The sequence below is a fragment of the Agriterribacter humi genome, assembly GCF_009192765.1.
GTDB lineage: Bacteria > Bacteroidota > Bacteroidia > Chitinophagales > Chitinophagaceae > Agriterribacter > Agriterribacter humi.
In genome coordinates, this window is the sequence record NZ_VOHQ01000016.1 from 16,073 (window position 1) to 36,777 (window position 20,705).

The window sequence follows — 20,705 nt, forward strand, 5'->3', positions numbered from 1 at the left end:
TTAATTCCCTTGTTGTTTAAGGCAGCATGGTAAAATGTAAGCCGAACATCAGCATCACATTATCAGGACTGATGAACAGCGCATGATTATCAGTATCCACAACCGGCAATGACCTGTTGTAACCGGGGCAGCGGATTATGCAGGTTTCATGAGTTTAAATTTCCAGGGCCGGGGTTATGACCTGATGGAGCCTTTATTGCGCTATGAATCAATTCATATTGGCGTTTTATAGCCAAATATTTTCTACAAAAATATCTGTGGGATCATTTTATTTAACTGACAGACATCAGAACGAGTGGTGAATTTGGTCATTGCCTGCGTGCAGACCCCGGCGCGGCATAAATCAATTCTGTCGGGGCATAACCAAAATGCTTTTTGAAAGCATAAGAAAAATGCGATAAGTTTTCAAATCCTACTTCGTAGCAAACATCAATGGGTTTCTTTTTCTTTTCCACAAACTGATAGTGTGCCAATTCCAGCCGCTTTTGTGTAAGCCATCTTTGAGGCGTTGTATTAAATGCTTTGCTAAAATCCCGTTTAAAGGTCGTAAGGCTGCGACCTGTGAGATAGCCAAACCTTTCCAGGGGCAAATTGAACATAAAGTTCTTTTCCATATAGCTGACCAAATCAATTTTTCCCGGTTCTTCAAAGTTTGCCAATACATTGTCTATTCCTTTGTCAATACTCCTGAGCACACTGATCGCTTCTGTAATTTTCAGCGAAGCAATATCTTCAGGAAGTGCTTTCATTTCAAAATAGGGAACCAGGGAAGCAAGACAACTTTCCAATAAGGGATGATTGTTGAAACAATATATTTTCTGTGATCCCAAAGCTTTTGGTTTCACATTCAGGTTCGCATAAAAATCTCTTAGCCTCGTTGTGGACAAGTGCATCACTACCGTTTTATGCGGCAGCCCGTCTTTGGGATAATTGATAATCGTTGCCAGTTGATTTCTTGGGATTAAAAAAATATCGCCTTTCCTAAAAAAATAAGTTGCATCAGCCTGCACAATTTTTGTCTCACCCGAAATGAACCAAATCAGCATGTGCTGGTCGAACATAATGTCCGATTTAAAAAACCTGTCCTCATAGCAGGAAAGTTTAATATCGTCTGTTATGTATTTTGCTTTATACTCCATTCCGCATAGTCGTTTCTGCTACAAAAATAGATTATAAAAAACCGAATCAACCAACACTGAATGTTATGCCTGTCATTTCTTCGCTCAATTTCCACAAACGTTTTGCATTGGCCTCATCCAATGAATAAGATTTTACGCCTCCTGATGCCGAAGAATCAAGGGCTAATTCAGCGATGTCTGCATCTTCGCAATACACACCCCCGATATTATTGAGCGTTGGGGTGGTAGCACACCAAACCGTAGTAGCCGCACCTTGTGGGATTGTTTTCAATGATGCTGCTACTTCAGGTAAAAGATTGCCTTCGGCATCGCAGAAACCCATTTGTTGAAACAGTTCTAAAGAGGCTTCCCTGCCCAATTCCGTTCCGTTGATGGAACCCGGGTGCAATGAATAAGCGCTTACTTTAAATGCTTTAGCACGATTGTCTAACTCAAGGGCAAATAAATTGCTGGCGGTTTTGGATTGTCCGTAAGCTTGCAGTGTGTCGTATTCCCGATTCAGAAAATTGGGATCGTCAAAATGGAAAGCTGCAAACTGATGTCCGTGAGAAGATACGTTAATGACCCTTGCTCCATCGGCCTTTTTAAGGGCAGCCCATAGTCTTCCAGTAAGCTGAAACTGCGCTAAGTAATTGGTCGCTAATTGCGATTCAATACCACGGCTGTCCCTGCGCAGCGGAACCCACATAATGCCCGCATTGTTGATGAGCAAATGAAGCGGTCTGCCCGATGCTAAAAATTTTTCTGCAAATATGTCAATAGAAGCCGGATCCATTAAATCCATGGTTTCCAATTCCACATTGGCAATGCCCGCCAAATTTCTCTTTGCCTTTTCAGTATCTCTTGCAGGAACGATTACTGTGGCTCCGGCGGCTGCAAGTGTTTTGGTGGTTTCCAAACCGATGCCTGTGTTACCACCTGTTACCATAGCGATTTTTCCTGTAAGGTCAATGCCTTTGATTACATCACCTGCTGTAGATGTTGCGCTAAACCCGGAACCTGTTGGCTTCTGCAACGCTCCGTAATAATTGTCTTGTCCCATTTTTTTAAATTTTAGTTGTTTTGCTGGAACAAAAATAGACGGGGTCTTCCTTAGATACTTTGTTTAAACGTCCGAATATGCTTTGTTCAAAAGGCCTGGTTTTATGTTCTTTTTTTGTGTGACCGGAGAAAATAAAATACAGGAAAGGTTACCGGTACTCCTTGCAGACCAATTGAAAAGGTTCTTCCCGCGTAATACCGGCAATTTCCCGGCAAACCGGAAAAGAAGATCACGGAGGGCAAAAAATATTAGCGCGGGGGGCGCATAGCTATGCCCATTGCCTGCATGCAGACCCCGGCGCGAAACCAACGGGCTGTTTTGAAATATTTCGACGCAAAATGCCCCTATATTGCCGCAAATACCCCTGATGCGCATTCACTTCTGTGTTAGCTTTGTCCAATCGGGCATTGAAAGCAATTTAAAAGTGTCTGGTATCAGTTATAGCATTGAACACGTAACAAACCAATCAACATGCAACCAAAAACAATCAACATTCTCTACTGGGTTTTTACCATTTTATTCGCGGCACTCATGATCTTTTCTTCCTATGGCAGCATCCTGGTAAACGATGATGCGAAGAAGCTGATACATGACCAGCTCGGCTACCCGGTCTATTTTATTCCTTTTACGGGCTATGCCAAGCTGATTGGCTCAGTGATTATTTTAATACCCGGTTTAAGAACAATAAAGGAATGGGCTTATGCCGGTTTATTCTTCGACCTGGCTGCTGTTCTGTACTCCAGCATCGCCCTGTCGGGAACCGTTGATCCGATGCTTGCTTTTATGCTGATATGGATTGTGCCAGGGATATTATCGTATTTCTTCTGGAAGAAAAAAATGAGGCTGGAACCGGATGTGAAATAGGGCCGGTACGATGTTATATACCCGGGCGGGTTGAAGTATTCCGGGAATTTAATTACCAGAAACAGTTGATTCAACCTGCCGGGGTAATTCATCCAGGTCATTGCTCCTTAGGATCAAAAATTACTTACCGGAAATTGAATGGATTGAATATTGGGTGCTGTAAATGGTGCGGATTGATACTGTTATCAAACCTATTCATTTATTTAAAAATTGAAAAAGTTTTTTCGGGGATTCTAACTGGTACACGTCAGATTGGCCGCGAAGACCGTAGCAGGGCAAAAATCTTAGCGCCGGGGTCGCATAGCTATGCCCATTGCCTGAATGCAGACCCCGGCGCGACACAAGGTATTCCGTCTGTGCGCATTTATGCCAGCCTGCCTGTTAGGCAGTTTTTTATTGTGGTATCTCTTCCAGCAGGATTTCATTTCCGGCTTTGTCATAATATGTGCAGGTCATCTTGTCCATACAGATTGCCCATCTTTCAATACCAAACGTTGCACATATCCTGATAAAGGTCAGGAAATCTGTTTTGCCTTGCTGGTGAGCAACCAACGCTGCCTTAAATTGTTCACTGTCAACTGTGGGGGCAATGACTAATGGGGCATACTTTGCAGGTACTTTTGCTGTGTAGTTGTTAGCACCGTGATAGTCAATATGTCCATCTGTTACATAGGCTTCATAATGCGTTACACCTAACGCCTTAATTTCCTGAATGTAGGCAGGGAAGTCCGCACCTGATTTTACTTTGCTGTGAGCAGCTTTGATTTGTTCTACTGTAAACATTGTCTTTTGATTTTTAATTGTTAAACGATTTGTTGAATTACACGCAACCAAAATGCTCAAACCTGTCAAAATGATTACTGATTTTAGAATGGGTGCATTTTATCGCCGGCTGGTGGGAACAGCAGCCGGGGCGGCCTGATTTTGCATTTTGATTACGATGCAAAGGTGCAATGGCCAAAATCTCTGTAATTGTAAAAAATCGTTTTTCTACAGGAAGCGTTTAAAATTTTCAGGTGTATCTCCTGTAAACTGTTTGAAGTTTTTTATGAAATGGGCCTGGTCAAAGAAATTGTTTTCATAACAGATTTCTGTAAGCGACTTGGTATTATTCAGATTGTCAAGAACCGCGTGAAAGCGTACAATAGAAGCAAATTTCTTCGGTGTTGTTCCAACAACTTTCCTAAATCGTTTCTCAAAGGGGCTTTGACTGATAAATAGTTTTTCGTTCAGTTCTTTTATGCGGATAGTTCCGTTGCTTTGATAAATGAGCTTAACGGCTTCAACAATTCGTTTGTCGGCCTGAATGTCTTTGAACTGTGCCAGTAAAAACTGTTCAACAATTCTAATTCGTTGTTTGTCTGAAGCAGCGCTCAGCAATCTTTCCTCTACTTCGCTCACTTTGCTTTTTTCAAAAATATCGTCAAGCGCAAGGCTCAAATTAAACAATTCATTTGCGGGGTTTGAGGCAAAATGTGTAAAGCCGGTTTCGGTAAAATAGACTAAAATCGTTCCAATGCCTGCCGAGTTTTTGAAGATCTTGTAGCTGTCAGAAATGCCTGTAATTCCTGCTGACGCCAGTTTGTTTATAGTATTGTCTTTAATTGATGCAAGTTGTCCCTTATACTGAAATCCAATAACAAGTCCTGATGAGGGAAAAACTTTGTATTCGCTTTCCAGGTTATTCTCCGACACTACATAGTATTTTATGTAGTCCTTTAATTTGTCTGTTGGAAAATGCTTGTCAAATTTCATCTAATGTCTGTGTGGTGGGGTGATTAATTGCCTACCAGGGTCAGGGCTTTGCGCTGCCGGGAAAATAGTACTCCTTCAAGCCCGGCTAACTGATGATGAAAATAGAAATAAAAGTTGATGATTTGTACTTTATCCGGAGTTGCTTGTCCCGCCCGAACAACTACTCAGCGATGCTGCAATTGTTGAATCACCGCTTCCGTCCGCTCCAGTAGTGCAAAACCTCCTCTTGCACTGCTTTTGCTTTCGGAGTTGTTGAAATTGAGTATAATTATTCAGTCGGGGTTTTTATAAAGGATTTCTATTTTTACTGAGTTGTTCCGCCAGCCCGATAAGAAGCCCTTCAGGACCGCGTATGTAACAAAGCCGATACATTTCCTCATACTTAACCACTTCTCCAACAAGCTGAGCACCAATTTTCCGGAGCCTGGCAAGCGTCTCATCAATGTCGTCCACAGTGAACATAACGCGTAAATAGCCAAGCGCGTTTACCGGGGCGTTGCGGTGGTCGGCTATAATGGGCGGAGTTAGAAATCGTGATATTTCGAGCCGGCTGTGGCCATCCGGGGTGACCATCATTGCAATCTCGACATGCTGGTTTCCCAGTCCGGTTACGCGCCCAGCCCATTCTCCTTCTATTGTGGCCCGCCCTTCAAGTTTTAGGCCAAGCTCGGCGAAAAAAGCAATGGTCTCATTGAGGGATTCCACCACAATGCCAACATTGTCCATGCGTAATAATTTGCTTTTTGCCATAGTCTTATTTTTTCCGTTTGTAATGCAGTTGCGTCAATCCCGTTTCAAATGTTTTTGTTGTTATGAATTCAAGTATTTGTTCAGGTCTTCCGTCCTTAAAAAGTCTTGTTCCATTCCCTAATAAAACGGGTATAACCGAAATTATAAACTCGTCTATTAAGTCGTGTTTCAATAGTTCATTGATTACTTCTGCACCACCGTCACAATAAATATTCTTACCACTTTCAGATTTTAAGCGATCAACCAATTCGGTCAAGTTTCCTGTATAGAAAGTCGTTCGACCTACTTGCGGTCTTTCAGTTCTTGTTATGACATAAATATCTCGTTGTCCGTTGTCGTAATGAGATGCCCCGATTTCTTTAAGTACATAATCATAGGTTTTTCTACCAATAATTATTGTGTCAATTCTGGCTGTAAATTCCGCATAGCCATAATCTTCCCCTTCTTTTTCTACAATTTTCAAGAAGCTTAGGTCGTCATTTGGTTTTGCAATGTAACCGTCTAAGCTCATCGCGATGAAAAGTGATATTTTTCGCATCTGTTTTAAATTTTAATGTTTCCGCAAATTTACTTTTAGACAAACAATTACACTTTGTAAAAATGCGACAAATTAAAGTAGTGATGGCGAAATTCCTGTATTTCGCCTGATTTCATTGGTAAGATGCGAATGGTCATAGTAGCCGCACTCAAATGCGATATCTAATAAGCTCCGGTTTTCACTTGAATTTTTGATTATACTCAAAGCATTTTGAAAGCGAATAATATTTGAATATTCTTTTGGTGATAATCCAATGTGCTTTTTAAAATTTCGCTCCAGTTGTCTTACAGTTGTGAAATTTCTTTTTGACAGTTCGTCAATGCTCATTTGTCCGTTTGTTGATTGTATATCGTTGATAACAGATTGTAACAGGTTATTTTGGCTTTTTACTTTACCGGAAAAAAAATGGTTAAGATAATTGAATGGGCTGTCAAGGATTTTATCAACATTAAATGAATTTGATTTCTCAAATTCAACGGTATTGTTAATCAACTCATTTTGTGAAGAATAGTTATAGAAATTAGCAAAAGTTGCGGGTTTAAGGCAAACACCTAATAAATGTGTTTCGCTGTCAATAAAACTGTCTTTGAATGAAGTCATTGCGCCCACTACATAAGTTTTCCCAAATTCCATAGAAACCGAGCCATTGTCTGTCAGACAGGTATTACCTAAATTCATTACTAATCCGGCACAACCATCAGGAAAATTTCGCTCCCATTGTCTATCAAATTCGTCCCCTTTTAACTCCCAATAGGAATGAATGAAGGATGCTAATTCTTTGCAGGGTTTTATTTCTCTGTACTCCATTTGTTCTAGGGTGTCGTTTTACAATTCTGACCGCTAACCTTACAGGTTGGCGAAGTGCGGATAATAGCCTTCCGTCCCGCCGGGCATACTGAAGCTGATTATTTAGTTAACAATGCATTGCTGACGATTCGTTCATTATGGCCGGAATAGATAAATCATAAGGAGTCAAAAATATAATAATTTTTAGCTTTTTTATAGCTCCGCTTCAGGCACTCCATTATAAAATCTTTTTTCTCTTCAATTTTACCACTTTCATATTCAATTCTTGTTAAGCCATTAATGTCAGCAAAAAGTTCAACATCTTTTTCAGCAACTACAATTAAAGCATCTTTTGGCTTATATGATGCTATTCCCGGCAGGCTGTCAAAAGCCCCAAAGCAATAACCCAATTCAAATATTACATTTTGCCTGGCTCTTTTATTCCCGTCTAACATCTCGTCATCTTTAGTTAATATTACTATAACACAATGAACATCATCCCAAATTAAATCTCTTAAATTTTCAAAAATAGTATCTGCCGCATATTCTTCAACCAATATTCTTGGCAAAAATTCACATTCATTAATCATTTTTTTTACTTCTAAATAATCTTTAGAATGTCCATGCATTATTGCAACCTGAAACTTCCCCATATGGTTGTAAAAAATTTATTAACGAACTCAACTACTCCTCAAAATTTTAAATTATATAGCGGAAATTGGATGGGTGAATATTGCGCATTGTATACGGTGCGGATTGAAACGGTTGTCAAACCTATTCATTTATCCTAAAAATCTAAAAAATTTTTTGTGGCGTTTATGCTGGCAATTTTATAGCAATGGGTTTTGGTTAGGATAGCAGCTTTAAAATTTCACCGGAGTTCTAACCGATGTATATTAGATTGGCCGCGAAGACCGTGACAGGGCAAAAATATTTTCAATCTGCTTTGAAATGTAATTTATTTCTATTTACTTTGTAATTCAAAGTACTTTTTTATATAGTTGACCTGAGATCGCAGCTCCCGGGGAGGACAACAGACCGGGTAAAACACAAAACTATTCCTGACCAGCAACTTAACTTTTATTTTATGAGTATACCAGGCAGGCTAAACCATATGTATTATGAAGCAAAGGGAAACAAATGGTTTCATTATTTTGCTGTTTTCTGTCGCATCGTTTTGGCGCTGGCGTTTATTATATCAGCGATTGTGAAACTCAGGGGAGAACGGTTCGCCGCAGGCTTACCCGTTAACAACCCGATGGGTCACTACCTGGAAGCACTATACTACACAGAATACTACTATACATTTATCGGCGTTGGCCAGTTGTTCATTGCTCTTTTACTGCTCATTCCGAGAACGGCGCCATTGGGTGCATTGATGTATTTTCCGGTTATCCTCAATATTTGTATCCTCACTTATGCTGTCCGGTTCGAAGGCACCCGTGCTACCACATTCATGTTGCTGGCCAGTTTATATTTATTGTGCTGGTACTACGACCGTCTAAAATATATTTTACCATTTAAACAAGTTAATGAAGATGATAAACCTGCAGGAAAAAAACCGTTGAGCAACAAATTCCCGTTCCTGTTTTTCGGCTCTGTTATTGCGATGATTGCTGCAGTAATCGTTATAAACATATATCTATATGATATCCGACCTGGTAATTCCGCGGAGGAATGTACGAATGGGTGTCCCGGCAATAGCAATCCAAAGGCCTGCGAAGCATTTTGTGATTGCATTTATAACCAGGGCAAACCGCTTCGCGAGTGCCTGGCCGAGTATAACAAAGCAACAGCAAAGGGAACAAATCAATAGGAAAGTTAAAACAATCTTTGTATTATTCCATTCACCGGGGTTTTCCAAAAACATGGTATTATGGCTTTCAACAATATCCCAAACAATTTTTTCAGCACTTAAGTGGGTAATCTTCATTTTGACAATAAGGTATTTGTCACGATGTGTAAATTCACCATTCAGTGTATCCGTATCACCTTCAATATTTTCCGACCACCAGCCGCGTACATTATTAATGGCATTAAACGCTGCCTGAACAGATGCATCTACTGCAACCGATGTTGTGAAATCCGGATTTTTCATTTTCTTTTTTTTAATCAGTTAAACAATAATCGCGGAAATACAACCTTAATAAAAAAATTGTTCTAACACGATCTTACCATCTTTCACTTCATACAGCCATACCTGGTTCCATTGTATTCTTCCAAACCCTTCCACTGTAAAATCCAACTCTCTTGCTACGGAAAAGTAATTTCCACCTACAATGGGTTTGGTTGTATACGCTCTATGAACCGCCTCTACCCGATTTACAAAATCTTCACCTTTTTTACGAACTGCCTGCCTGCCTTCCGCATATCCAAAATATGGAGAATTGGGAGGGTCTATGCTCCTTACATTATCTGCAAAAAACTCGTCCTGGATTTCAAACCATTTTTCCTGACGGGCAAGTTCATTGAACCGGTCTGCAACTTCCTGAGTTGTCATTACCTTGTTGTTTGTTGTTGTCATTGTTAAGTATTTTTAATATTAAAAATGGTTTTTAAGCAGGAGTTCCGGCGCCGGTTTCACAAAATGATTTCAAGCTTGTCATAAATCGTCCCCAATCATAAGTACAACCGGCAAAAGTGTCGGTAACTGCCCGCCAGCCAGAATGAGTAAAACGCAGGAGGGTTCGCCCTTCTTTCTCTTCCAGATCAAATGAAATGTTTGTATCCATCCATTCTTCAATAGAATTGATGCATTTCCATTCTACCTTTTTGTTGGGGTTAAGGAGAATCACCTTCATTTCGTTTCGGAAGGTTCCAAAAGTAAATGTGTTCACAAACCCTACATCGGGTTTGGCTGTGGTTTGTTTAGCCCACCAGTTAGCAAGTCCTTCCTGCGTTGTGATAGCCTGATAAATTTTTTCTGGCGTAGCTTTAATAACTACATTATGCCTGATTTCTGCCATGATTTTCGATTTGATTTGTTCAAAATTTATGATACAAAAATACTGTCCATATTATCTTTCAACGGGGTGTGTATTAGACTTTATGACGGGTTGTTTTGGACAAATACTTCTACCATATTGATACAATTGGTACGCTTTCCTGTTACCTGTTTACAAGATCTCTATATACCCTTCTGTTCCATTCACGCGAATCCGTTGCCCGTCTTTTATCAGTTTGGTGGCATTCTCCACTCCTACAACTGCCGGTAAGCCATATTCACGTGCAATAACTGCTCCATGGGTCATCAGTCCCCCCACTTCGGTAACCAAACCTTTTATGGATACAAACAATGCTGTCCATCCAGGGTCAGTAAAAGGGGTTACTAATATATCCCCATCTTCCATATCAGCATCTTCAATGTTTAAGATAATGCGTGCCCGCCCCTCTGTAACTCCGGAAGAAACAGCCAGGCCTGCAATAGATCCGGCCGGAAGATCTTCGCGCCTGTACCTGCCCGTTATGATTTCACCATCAGACGTGATAACACGCGGGGGACTTAGTTTTTCATATAACTTATACTCGTCTTTTCGTTTGCCGATGATCTGGTAATCCAGCTTATTTATGATTACAACTTCGCGTAATTCTTCAAAACTGAGATAGTAGATATCTTCTTTTTCATGAATCACGTTGGCTTTCACGAGTCGTTCTGCTTCTTTCAACAAGGCCTGCTTATAAACAAAGTAGCGACTAACGATACCGTATTTCGGATATTCACGATAACCACTGAAATTCCGTACCAGTCCGATCATTCGTTTTGTTTCTTCCGCTTTTTGTTCACCATCCTTCGGCCTCCGCCCGGGGCGGGTTGCCGATGGCGTAGACGGTAAGTCTTTCAATCGTCGCAATAACTCCTGTTCTTTTTTCAAAGCCTCCTGCAATCCCTGCTGAAATTTCCGCTTGCTTTCACCAGGCTCAACATTTTTAATGTTATTAAGAATAACGGGAACAAGCGTACCGGGTTTTTCACTCCAACGGGTTCTTGTAATATCTATTTCCCCGGCACAACGCATTCCATATTTGCTAAGAAAAGCGCTAATAGCGTTCCGTGCTTCTTGTCCACCATCAAGCTTAACCAGCTTCTCCAAAAAGGTATCCTCTTTTACATGTTTTAAATACTCAATGACTTCCGGGTAGGGGCGAATCACATCTGCAACATCTAATAACCCGAGGCCCATTTCCGAAGTAATATTGTTTGGCACAGATTGAGAAAGTATGTCTGCTGCATTTTTCTCACCTAACCATTCGTTCATTTTTTCATTGATCCATGATGCAGCATTCATACCGGTCATGATCACACCAAAACTCTGTGGATCAGCATTTATTTTCTTTAATTGCTGAATATCTTCCAGGATAAAATCAAACAGATCCGATCCTGATTTCGTTTGGATGTTCTGTTTTAACGCTTCTATAGATGTTTGATTGGCCCTAATCAAATCAGAAACGATTGCTGGATCGTAATTATTCAGTGCCTGATAGTTCGGAGGCGATGCAGCTTTATCGCATTTACCGGGAGCTGATTCTTTTTTATCATCCGGCGGTGCCGCCGGCAACCTGCCCCGGGGGGATGCCGATGGTAACGATTTTATAAAATCTCCCCCATTCTTGTCGGCAGGTGGACGCTCTAATATGGTTGTAAGTGCGTCTTTTATGATCGGATCAGATTTTCCCAGGACATTTATCAGCGTGTCTCTGCCGGCGGGTGAAGCCAGCATAGGTGCAACATCAACAAATAATCTTCCACCGGCAGTACGCATGAGTGCGCGGGTCGTTAACAGGAAAAAGGATAATCCCAATGGTTTCATGGCATCGGTCATCATTTGCTGATGACCGACAGAAACGTAAACATGATTTTCCGAATCGTTTCCCTCAGTCCCGCCAGTATGACCCGGTTGGACGGGGATCGGATATAAAGTAGTGATGGGCCGGCTTTGCACAATATAAAAGCTGTCATCAGCCAAACACCATTCGATGTCCTGCGGGCTGCCGAAATGTTTTTCAATCTTTCTGCCTATGCGAACAAGCTCTAAGATCTGCTCATCCGTCAATGCCTGCCTGTTCTGCAGTTCAGGCTCAATCTCCTGTTCTTTTGTGCCGACTTCTTTTGATGCATGGATCGCCAGTTTCTTGGTGGCTATCTTCTTATCGCTGATCCTGCCCTCTCGAACTTTATAATGATCAGCATTTACAAGACCGGAAACCAATGCCTCACCAAGCCCAAAGCTGGCATCAATGGACAGCACCTTCCTGTTCGAAGTAACCGGATCTGCAGTAAACATAACCCCTGCTACATCGGAAAAAATCATTTTCTGAACAACTACAGACAAATAGACTTTTCTATGGTCAATATGATTTTGTAAACGGTAGATTACAGCTCTGTTTGTAAACAACGATGCCCAGCACTTGCTGATATATTTTAAAATTTCCTCTTTTCCGATGATGTTCAGATAGGTATCCTGCTGACCTGCAAAGGAGGCCGTTGGCAAATCCTCCGCCGTTGCGCTGGATCGTACGGCATAAGCCTTTTTCCAGCCCTGCCTGCATGCAGGTTCATCCAGTTGTTGAAGATGGCGGGTAATCTCATCATTAATGTCTTTTGGAATAGCTATTCCTTCGATGATCCTTCGAATCTCACCACTCAATCCACTTATTTTATTCCGGTCTTCCACCTTCAGCAGCGATAACTGATCCAGTAATGCGTTAACCGAAGGCGTTTCCTCAATAATCCTTTTAAATGCTTCTGTAGAAATACAAAAGCCATCCGGTACGTGGATCCCTTCAATCCCGGTAAGCTCCCCCAGGCTGGCGCCTTTACCGCCAACAACTTTAAGTTTTGTTTTATTGATATCCTGAAAACCGAAAACAAATGAATGCTTTGTGATACTATCCGCCATATTTTTTATTTGATTTTCGATTGCCTTTAGATTGGTTGTAACAGTAAAAGTTCTTGCGCCTGCAAACCTTTGTCAGCGATTCGTTGTTGTTCCAGGTTCGTAAATAAGTTGCACCACTCCCGATCCGAAAATATTGGCTTTGATTAATTTTAATCCTATGCGTTCTTTTAAGTTTTCAAATAACGGTTTCCCGCTTCCCAATGCTATGGGGTGCAGCGATATTCTGTAAGTATCAAGAGGCTTGCTCCACCGTAAAGCCAAATGCTCCTTCTGTCCTGTTTTTTAATTTGAAGTAACTCTTTTTTAATTTTTACGATTATTTGTTGCTAAGTTTATGTATCGTTTCATTCATTATCTCAATGGCTTTTAAAAAGTAGGTTTCAATGATCCTCGTTTCCCTGTTCGAAAATGAAGCAGTAAGCTTTTCTGACCTGCTTCGAAAATCTTTATAAAGTGGCGCAAAAATTGCCATTATTTTTTCGGTGTCGGGCACGATCATCACCTTCCGCCTGTCGTCTTTCGCAAATTGTCTTTTTACCAATTTTTTCTTTTCAAACCGATCTATTAAACCCGTAACTGCACCTGTTGTCAGTCCTGTTAAATTCGAAAGCTCGCCTGCTGTCATTTGTCCTCTTTCAATAAAAAATCCCAAATATTTGTGGTCAGTACCCGAAAGCCCTGCTTTCCTGGCGATGGCTTCGTGCATCTGAATAGAAGTGTATGCATATTGCTGGCTCAGTTTTCTAATTTGTGTAATTACATTATTATTCATTTTATATCTTATTAAGTAATTATCTTAGTTGCAAAGATAATATTAATTTTGTAAGATGTACAAATAATTTTGTCGGATTGACATGTTTATCAAGCCTGTTCATTTGGTTTTAATCAAACAAGAACTGCTTCCAGTGAGGTTGTAGCAGGTTGCGGAGCGATAAAAGATAATGTTGGCGCTAAAATATCGTAGTCACCCGGCATATGCGGAAGGAACATGCATAAGGCTATCAATATGGTAAGTGATGAAATGCTAAATAACTGTCTGGTCACAAACTATATTTAACTTACAACGTGAATTTTTTTTCCGGGCCCTGCATCTTATTGTTCAGAAGGTTTTTTATTTCTTCAGGCATTTAATACTTCTCTGAACTGAATGATTATGCCTTTCTTTGATTTTTATGTACTGGATACAACCTTGCTCTTCTTTTTTAAAATGAGTGAGCTCACCAATGCAACGATCAAACCAACCGGCAACACTTCCGAATAGGTAATGAGAATTACAAAGAGCGGATTTTTGTACATTTCCTTAAAATTTGCCATTTCTGAGGTTTTGGCAGCCAAAGCAGCATCACCCTTATTGGCAGCTTCTTTTAATACATGCGGGATGTATTTATCCAAAAAATCGGGAACAAACAAATAGTAGTAAAATATCCAAACCACTACATACATGGTAGACCCGACCAAAGCAATCAAAAAGCCTGTTTTAAACGCCTTTCCAAAGGAAATCACCCCGCCATTTTGCTTATTCCGGTAGTTCCTGATCCCAAAAAAGATCAGTGAAAAAATTACGACCATAGCAGCATACCCTAAAATGTCATAAGGCTTAAAATCGGGATTATTATAACACAGGTTCACCATGTAAACCATATTTACACATAAAATGGCCCCAAGAACCAATCCAAAGATCAATATGTTTCGTTTCATTTTTTTGTTGTTTAAATGCATAGTAAAAGTAAGCCCGGCAATTAAATTCGCTTTCATACTTTAGTACCTAAGTTTCATTTTTCAAAACCTTTCATACTAAAGTACCGGTTTGGCTAACGGATGATTTTCAGTCTTTTAGCTTTTGCTATTGCCTGAGTCCTGCTTTTTACTTCCATTTTTGTAAAAAGGTTGGAAATATGCGTTTTTACCGTGCTCAGTGAAAGAAACAAGTTTTCTCCTATGTCCGAATTGCTGTAACCCTTCGCGAGCAGTTGTAACATTTCATATTCGCGACTGCTCAGGCTCAGCTTTTTTAATTCGGTTTCATCGATTGTAAATTCGCCGGACTGGGTTATATACACTTCCTTTTCAACAATAAGGGTCTGAATTTTGGGCTTAACAAGCTGCGTTGCCACCCATACACCCAGGATGGTAAAAAAAACAGCGATAAGACCAACATAAATTTCCAAAGCGTTGTCAACAATTAAAAATTTCCATTGCAGCCATTTTAAAGCAAATACCAGGATTGCCATAAGTAGCCCATAGAGGATTATGTGCTTGCTTCCAAGAAAAATATTTTTAAAATTGATCATTGTTATGCTGTTGGTTTTGTTCTCTATGCCTGCCGTTTACGATTGCCGGCGCCGCCGGTTAATTTTTCGTTCTTTGATTGTGAATATTAAGTTGCCAGTGTGAAAATATAAAAAAACAAATTTTCCGAGTAAGGTTCTATTAATTTTTGCGTTGGGGCTTCTTCAAAAGAGACAATAAGCTTACACCAGAGCATTTTATTAATGACATGCTGTGTTATTGGCAGCTCGGAAACATTTGAATTGTGAATGATAGTCGTAGTGAATGATTAGAGCTAAGATGGATTCCTCCCTGCCTGCCCTTTAGGCTGCATCGGAATGACAGGCTGTAGCAACGTGGTTGAGCTGTGGCAGTGAAGCTGAAGCAAGCACCACTGCTTGTCATAGTTTGCCCGCAGCACTTCGGGGCTGGGTCAGCCACGGCGGCTACACCATACCGGCTTCCCCCGGTTCCGGCACAGTCATGTTATGGTTATCATCGGCCTTATACTCAGGCTCATTAAATGCTTTTTCCGTTAGTTCATTATTTAAAGCAGTGCCAGCCATGGTACCAGTTGATACGGCAACTGAAACAGCCCGCCAACTGCAACTATCGCCACAGGCATACACACCTTCAATGGTTGTTTTCTGAAAGACATCCACTTTTATCAGGCCCCGCTCCGTTAATTCACAACCTAAAATTTCGGGGATCTTACAATGCTGGTTAAACGCAGGTCCCGAATAAATGGCGTTCAGAGGAATTGCCGGGTAGTCTTTACATTTTATTTGCTGAACCTTCCCGTCATCGTGTTCAATGAAATCAATTTCCTGTTCAATGATCTGAATATTGTTCTTCCTGATCCTGCCTGTTTGTTCCGCAGTTAAGGTTGATTTTCCGTTGGTAAAGAGTAAAAGTTCTTTCGTCCAGTTTGATATCAGTTGTGCATAATGAAAGGCTGCATCACCATTGGCTATAATTCCTGTTCTTTGGTTTCTTACTTCATAGCCATGACAATACGGGCAGTGTAAAATGGATATGCCCCAACAAGCTGCAAAGCCTTTAATGTCCGGCATAATATCGCTCAATCCTGTGGCAAATATCAATTTCTTTGCTGTAAAAATATCGCCCCGCTGTGTTTCTACTTCAAAACCGCTTTTTGTTTTCCTTCCGCTCACCGCCAGTCCTTCATAAAATTTCACCGTATCGTATTGCAGCACCTGTTCCCTTGCTTTACCGGCTATTGCAGCCGGCATTTCACCGTCTTGTGTAATAAAATTATGCGAATGAGGCGTTTGCCTGTTACAGGGTTTACCACTGTCAATAATCAAAACCCGTCTTAATGCACGGCCTAAACTCATTGCGGCGGAAAGCCCCGAATAACTTCCCCCGATAATAATTACTTCAAAGTCTTTACTATCTGTCATGGTATTCAATTTATGTATGAAGATAAATATTTTTTGTATTATTGCGACTAAGTCGCATTAAAGTAAATAAAATGACAGCCCGTAATACTAAAGCAAAAGCGATGATCCTTGAATCGCTCAAAAGATCGAAGGCGGTAACAAGCCACGAAACATTACAGAAAGCATTAAAAGGAAAGGCAGACAGAGCAACCATTTACAGGGTATTAAACCGTTTTTGCGATGATGGAATAGTTCATAAAATTGTAGGTGATGACGGAAAGCAATATTTTGCCGTTTGCGTTAATTGCCAGGGCAAAAAGCACAACCACAATCATTTTCATTTCCGTTGTTTGGGTTGCGGAAAAGTGGAATGCCTGGCTGGTGAGGTTGGCTTCAAATTACCTAAAGGTTACCGTTCTGAAAATTTTAACGGATTCATTTCAGGTTATTGCGCTTTGTGTTCATGACGCTGGTTATAACCTCAACTGTGCTGCACGCGGGCTTGCCACCAAAAAATCTACTTACTGAATTCGGCCAGCTTTTTTTCAATATGTTCCATTACTTTCTTAAGTTCGTCTTCGGGACTGAAATCAATCATTTTCAGATCTTTTTCCACAATGGCGGTATGTCCTGGAGGTAAATAGAAAACGTCGCCGGCATTTAACTTTTCTTCTGTTCCGTCATCGTATTTTATCAGTACCGCGCCTTCAACTACATATCCCCAATGCGGGCACTGGCAACTGTTGTGTTCTAATCCCTCCAACAATGGACCAATGTCGGTACCGGCCGGCATTTCATTAAAAGCAACGGTCATTCCCCCATAACCGGGAAGTGATCTCATGACAGTACCGGGAGATTCCATCCTTACCGGTATCGCTTCTTTGCTGATCTTCATATACTTTTATTTAATGGTTATTAAAAACAACAGTATGATTAAAACAATATGCAAAGCCAGTGAGTACGCTTTTTCACTTTTCTGAGGAACCCCGTAAAATGATAAAATATCAATGCCTGTCAAATGAATTGATGCGCCGGATACCGGATAATAAAAAAGAGGTAAAATAAAAACACAGGAGAAGTTATATACAGGGGCGAATCAGACGGGGATTGATACCCAAATCTATTCTTTCTTTGTTTAAAAGTGAAATGTTTATGCGTTTTTTAAGCAAATATCATATACACAATATAGCAACACCTCAAAGCGCCCATCGCAAACGCTGATATACCGGGGTTGGAGCATACCATCAAAATATTTTGCCAGCATAACGCTCCTTTTTTATTGAGAACCGATTTAAATACCAATATATAATAAGCGGCACTGAAAAAACCTGGAAAAGAAAAAATACTACGGATAATGCCTCTCCTAACTTTTGTCCTCCACTACTTATTAAAAGTTGATTTCCCAGGGGACCCTGTGAAAAAACAACTGTACTGATTAAGTTCCATCCAAAATGAAGTCCGATAGGTAAGTACAGCGATTTTGTTGTTGAAAATGCTATGGCAAACATAAATCCCCAAATGGCGGTCATACCGAAAAGAAAAATCATCTGCACAGGATTTCCAAAAGCACCCTGCGAAAACCAATGATATACTCCAAAGGCAACAGCAGATATGATGCAAGCGGTTTTAGTGCCAAGTTTTTGAATGGCAATATAAAGTAACGCAGCTCTGAAAATTAATTCTTCAAACAAAACCGATCTTAGTGTCCACCATGCACTTCCAGCCATGGAGTGTATAGAAAAACCCTTATTGAAAACCCAGCTATTTCCAGCAAAAACAGTAAACGACAGGTAATAGATTGTGCAACAAACAGCAGCTATTAAAAAACCAATGAAAAGATTAGTGAATCTTTTCATTGAAGGCATTATACCTAAAACAGCAAGATTCTTTTTGCAAACAACCCAAAGCAGCATCCAGTTAATGACAAGTTCAATTAGTAGTCCTAACATTTTATTTACTATTGCTTTTTAACGCTGCAGTGTGCTGTAAATACAGTTAAATACAAAGGTATTGATGCGCCCGGTACAATATTCATAAGAAAATATCCTCCAGCTTGTTTTATCACAACTACTGGTTTTTTTGGTTATTTTTTATTGCCAATATAATTCGGTAAAATACTTTTCAAGTTTGCGGCTTCCCGATTGGAGGACAACCATATCCATAGTTAAAACAGTCATCAAAAATTCAATTGGTCCATACATCCGGACACTTGTAAATGTTCGAAGCAAAAACAGGATTGGATTTTTCGCCCAAATGGGTATATACCTGATTTTGACGGGCCTGTTTAAAACTTTAAATGCGGTTTCCGCAATCTGTTTGTGCGTAAGCACTTCCGGGCCTCCTGCATTTATTTCTCTTTCCATACCCGCCACCGCGTTTACACAAATATCCGCCAGATCCGTTCCATCAACAGGGCTCATTTTACAATTGCCATTTCCAAAAAGACAGACTTTCCCTTTTTGCGCCATCTGCAGAAATGCACTCATATCTGAAAAGAAAGCGGTTGGATTGACGAGACAGTAATTCAATGCGGAACGCTTTAATTCATCCGCAAATTTTTGTTTTGCCCGAATGATTTTTAAATGCTGCATTTTTTCAGCATTAAAAATAAAAATATAAAATAAACCGCTTAACTCCACTCTTTTTAGCTTCATTCAATAAATTCAAGTTTGCCTGGTAATCCACATCCATATAAGTAAGTCCATCTTTTTGACGTGTTATCCCAACCGAAGTAATGACAGTGTCTATGGTATCACAACAATTCACAAGTGTTTGGGCCCTGGTGATTTCCGCCTCAAATACCTCATCAGCATGAACGTTTATTTTTTTAGCTTTCCGGGATTTCTAACAATCGCCCGCACGAAGTAATGCCGGCGCTTCAATTCATTTAAGATATGACCACCAACATAGCCTGTTGCGCCTGCTATTAATATTCTATTCTGTTGCATATTTAATACTGCAAAAATTCATGTTAGTTCTTTGTCTTTGTGTTTTTTTTAACCGCCTGTCTATGTTTTGAGGACTTTGCTTTTCCGTTGAAGTCTAAGCACAGGTTTACCCAAAATTCAAAATCTTTTATTGTTTGTATTCCTTCGGGGCTTACATAACAATACCCTTTGTATACGCTGCCTTTCATTATCATTGTTTGAAAACCTTTTCTTCCGGCTACTTTGTCCTGCAATTCAGGATCAAAACGACACATCAGGTTTTTGCCACTTACAGATACACACATTTTGTTGTTCACCATAAATGTCAGCCCCCGAAACATTTTTTTCTCTTCAATGTCAATATCAGGTATTGTAATGAGATATTGCCTGACCCTGTCAGCAAGCTTTATGTCGTAATTCATTTTCAGCGCTCTTTATTTCAGTTAAGGAAGTTGTGGGGACAAATTCTCAAAAATGCCAGAGGATTCCCGAGGGGTCGTGCAAAAAACATTCCCTGCCCCAGTCGTATTGCCGTACTGGGGTTAGCTTTACAGCTTCATATTTGGTTGCCAGGTTTAAAGCCACGAGTTCGTTCCAGAAACGATCTATATCTTTTACTTCTAAAAAAACCATTGAATTATCTATCCAGTCCCTCACGTAAGCATCCTGTAAATAAAATCCCAGCCCCTCTGTTTTAAAAAGAGACATATTGTGAAACAGGATCGTTTCCTGAAAGCCCAGATCGCGGTAAAAACTCCGTGAAATTTCAAAGTTTTTAGACCCGATGAATGGGCGGATGGATACAGCTTTATGTTCCATTGTTTTGTTTTTGGCTGCCGTTAGTATTAAAGTTTACAGAACTAAGGAAAACAGAAATTATAGCGTCCGGAAGAGAAATTCAATAGAATTGGTAAAGTTGAAGTTAATTTCTTTTATCTAAAAATGCTTTTGCCGGAAAAATAAAAAAACCATCAAAAATGCCTGGTAAAAATTAAAATTCACCATCGGTCGTGATATACGGAAAGTTTCCCGCCATATCACTTTTAACGATATCCCCAATGTATATGAGGCGCTGTCCATACCTGTTGTGTTTTGCGGGACACAAACGCAGACTGGCAGATCCGGTAATCTTCGCGGTTTGGAACATGATGCCGGAAAAAATAAAAGATTGAATAATCATCTGAAAAGCATTCATTGCAGGTATTACCTTTTATGGTTAATCCGGGGGCGAAGGGCATTGGTTCTTTACTATTCCTGTACGGATCAAATACTGTATCACAGATGGATACATTACCGCATGAAATTATGCCAACAACGCATGCAAATATTGCCAGGC

General features: G+C 40.3%; 25 protein-coding genes. 3 read left to right on the forward strand and 22 right to left on the reverse strand.

What is annotated here, in order from left to right:
* Positions 1–308: 308 nt before the first annotated feature.
* On the reverse strand, positions 309–1,139 hold the full coding sequence (locus FRX45_RS20310; RefSeq protein ID WP_152270319.1) for a helix-turn-helix domain-containing protein: 831 nt from the start codon (positions 1,137–1,139) through the stop codon (positions 309–311).
* Positions 1,140–1,185: 46 nt separating this feature from the next.
* Positions 1,186–2,181: an SDR family NAD(P)-dependent oxidoreductase gene (locus tag FRX45_RS20315; RefSeq protein WP_152270320.1), complete on the reverse strand. Its 996-nt coding sequence runs from the start codon at positions 2,179–2,181 to the stop codon at positions 1,186–1,188.
* A gap of 471 nt (positions 2,182–2,652) precedes the next feature.
* On the opposite strand from FRX45_RS20315, the gene FRX45_RS20320 reads away from it, so the two are divergent.
* On the forward strand, positions 2,653–3,045 hold the full coding sequence (locus tag FRX45_RS20320) for a DoxX family protein (RefSeq protein ID WP_152270321.1): 393 nt from the start codon (positions 2,653–2,655) through the stop codon (positions 3,043–3,045).
* A 393-nt stretch (positions 3,046–3,438) separates the two neighbouring features.
* Here FRX45_RS20320 and FRX45_RS20325 read toward each other — a convergent pair whose 3' ends face one another.
* From FRX45_RS20325 to FRX45_RS20350, 6 genes are all read right to left on the reverse strand, one after another.
* A complete protein-coding gene (locus FRX45_RS20325) occupies positions 3,439–3,828 on the reverse strand; it encodes a DUF1398 domain-containing protein (protein ID WP_152270322.1) in 390 nt (129 codons plus the stop codon).
* Positions 3,829–4,035: 207 nt separating this feature from the next.
* Positions 4,036–4,800 carry a helix-turn-helix domain-containing protein gene (locus tag FRX45_RS20330; RefSeq protein WP_152270323.1) on the reverse strand — a complete coding sequence of 255 codons (765 nt, stop codon included), beginning with the start codon at positions 4,798–4,800 and terminating at the stop codon, positions 4,036–4,038.
* Between the two features lie 285 nt (positions 4,801–5,085).
* Positions 5,086–5,550: a VOC family protein gene (locus FRX45_RS20335; RefSeq protein WP_152270324.1), complete on the reverse strand. Its 465-nt coding sequence runs from the start codon at positions 5,548–5,550 to the stop codon at positions 5,086–5,088.
* Positions 5,551–5,554: 4 nt separating this feature from the next.
* The gene (locus tag FRX45_RS20340) at positions 5,555–6,088 is read right to left on the reverse strand and encodes a dihydrofolate reductase family protein (protein ID WP_152270325.1); all 534 of its coding nucleotides are present in this window, start codon (positions 6,086–6,088) and stop codon (positions 5,555–5,557) included.
* A 72-nt stretch (positions 6,089–6,160) separates the two neighbouring features.
* Positions 6,161–6,895, reverse strand: coding sequence for a helix-turn-helix transcriptional regulator (locus tag FRX45_RS20345; protein ID WP_152270326.1), 735 nt, complete (start codon positions 6,893–6,895; stop codon positions 6,161–6,163).
* 155 nt (positions 6,896–7,050) lie between these two features.
* The gene (locus FRX45_RS20350; protein ID WP_152270327.1) at positions 7,051–7,527 is read right to left on the reverse strand and encodes a TIR domain-containing protein; all 477 of its coding nucleotides are present in this window, start codon (positions 7,525–7,527) and stop codon (positions 7,051–7,053) included.
* Positions 7,528–7,961: 434 nt separating this feature from the next.
* Between FRX45_RS20350 and FRX45_RS20355 the strand changes: the two genes are divergently transcribed.
* Positions 7,962–8,690, forward strand: a complete 729-nt coding sequence (locus FRX45_RS20355) for a DoxX family protein (RefSeq protein ID WP_152270328.1) — start codon at positions 7,962–7,964, stop codon at positions 8,688–8,690.
* Between the two features lie 327 nt (positions 8,691–9,017).
* Here FRX45_RS20355 and FRX45_RS20365 read toward each other — a convergent pair whose 3' ends face one another.
* From FRX45_RS20365 to FRX45_RS20400, 8 genes are all read right to left on the reverse strand, one after another.
* Positions 9,018–9,398, reverse strand: coding sequence for a nuclear transport factor 2 family protein (locus FRX45_RS20365; RefSeq protein WP_152270329.1), 381 nt, complete (start codon positions 9,396–9,398; stop codon positions 9,018–9,020).
* A gap of 31 nt (positions 9,399–9,429) precedes the next feature.
* On the reverse strand, positions 9,430–9,840 hold the full coding sequence (locus FRX45_RS20370; RefSeq protein WP_152270330.1) for an SRPBCC family protein: 411 nt from the start codon (positions 9,838–9,840) through the stop codon (positions 9,430–9,432).
* Positions 9,841–9,990: 150 nt separating this feature from the next.
* On the reverse strand, positions 9,991–12,771 hold the full coding sequence (ppsA, locus tag FRX45_RS20375; protein ID WP_152270331.1) for a phosphoenolpyruvate synthase: 2,781 nt from the start codon (positions 12,769–12,771) through the stop codon (positions 9,991–9,993).
* Positions 12,772–13,087: 316 nt separating this feature from the next.
* Positions 13,088–13,543 (reverse strand): MarR family winged helix-turn-helix transcriptional regulator, encoded by a 456-nt coding sequence (locus FRX45_RS20385; protein WP_152270332.1) that lies wholly within the window; start codon positions 13,541–13,543, stop codon positions 13,088–13,090.
* 113 nt (positions 13,544–13,656) lie between these two features.
* Positions 13,657–13,815, reverse strand: a complete 159-nt coding sequence (locus tag FRX45_RS23390) for a hypothetical protein (protein ID WP_193311791.1) — start codon at positions 13,813–13,815, stop codon at positions 13,657–13,659.
* 126 nt (positions 13,816–13,941) lie between these two features.
* On the reverse strand, positions 13,942–14,526 hold the full coding sequence (locus FRX45_RS20390) for a DUF4199 domain-containing protein (RefSeq protein ID WP_226805485.1): 585 nt from the start codon (positions 14,524–14,526) through the stop codon (positions 13,942–13,944).
* Between the two features lie 56 nt (positions 14,527–14,582).
* Positions 14,583–15,002, reverse strand: a complete 420-nt coding sequence (locus FRX45_RS20395) for a response regulator transcription factor (RefSeq protein WP_226805486.1) — start codon at positions 15,000–15,002, stop codon at positions 14,583–14,585.
* Between the two features lie 483 nt (positions 15,003–15,485).
* Positions 15,486–16,463 (reverse strand): NAD(P)/FAD-dependent oxidoreductase, encoded by a 978-nt coding sequence (locus FRX45_RS20400; RefSeq protein WP_152270334.1) that lies wholly within the window; start codon positions 16,461–16,463, stop codon positions 15,486–15,488.
* A gap of 71 nt (positions 16,464–16,534) precedes the next feature.
* Here FRX45_RS20400 and FRX45_RS20405 point away from each other — a divergent pair, with 71 nt between their 5' ends.
* Entirely contained in the window at positions 16,535–16,909 is a 375-nt protein-coding gene (locus FRX45_RS20405; RefSeq protein WP_152270335.1) for a Fur family transcriptional regulator, read from the forward strand.
* 50 nt (positions 16,910–16,959) lie between these two features.
* Here the strand turns inward: FRX45_RS20405 and FRX45_RS20410 are convergent, their stop codons facing one another.
* The 6 genes from FRX45_RS20410 to FRX45_RS20430 all read right to left on the reverse strand — a co-directional run bounded on the left by FRX45_RS20410 (position 16,960) and on the right by FRX45_RS20430 (position 20,188).
* Positions 16,960–17,337: a cupin domain-containing protein gene (locus FRX45_RS20410; protein WP_152270336.1), complete on the reverse strand. Its 378-nt coding sequence runs from the start codon at positions 17,335–17,337 to the stop codon at positions 16,960–16,962.
* A 349-nt stretch (positions 17,338–17,686) separates the two neighbouring features.
* On the reverse strand, positions 17,687–18,169 hold the full coding sequence (locus FRX45_RS20415) for a CPBP family intramembrane glutamic endopeptidase (RefSeq protein ID WP_226805487.1): 483 nt from the start codon (positions 18,167–18,169) through the stop codon (positions 17,687–17,689).
* A 363-nt stretch (positions 18,170–18,532) separates the two neighbouring features.
* Positions 18,533–19,096: a hypothetical protein gene (locus FRX45_RS20420; protein WP_226805488.1), complete on the reverse strand. Its 564-nt coding sequence runs from the start codon at positions 19,094–19,096 to the stop codon at positions 18,533–18,535.
* A gap of 165 nt (positions 19,097–19,261) precedes the next feature.
* On the reverse strand, positions 19,262–19,390 hold the full coding sequence (locus FRX45_RS23905; protein WP_226805489.1) for an NmrA family NAD(P)-binding protein: 129 nt from the start codon (positions 19,388–19,390) through the stop codon (positions 19,262–19,264).
* A gap of 23 nt (positions 19,391–19,413) precedes the next feature.
* Positions 19,414–19,791, reverse strand: coding sequence for a TfoX/Sxy family protein (locus FRX45_RS20425; protein ID WP_152270338.1), 378 nt, complete (start codon positions 19,789–19,791; stop codon positions 19,414–19,416).
* Between the two features lie 46 nt (positions 19,792–19,837).
* Positions 19,838–20,188, reverse strand: coding sequence for a VOC family protein (locus FRX45_RS20430; RefSeq protein ID WP_152270339.1), 351 nt, complete (start codon positions 20,186–20,188; stop codon positions 19,838–19,840).
* Positions 20,189–20,705: the final 517 nt, after the last annotated feature.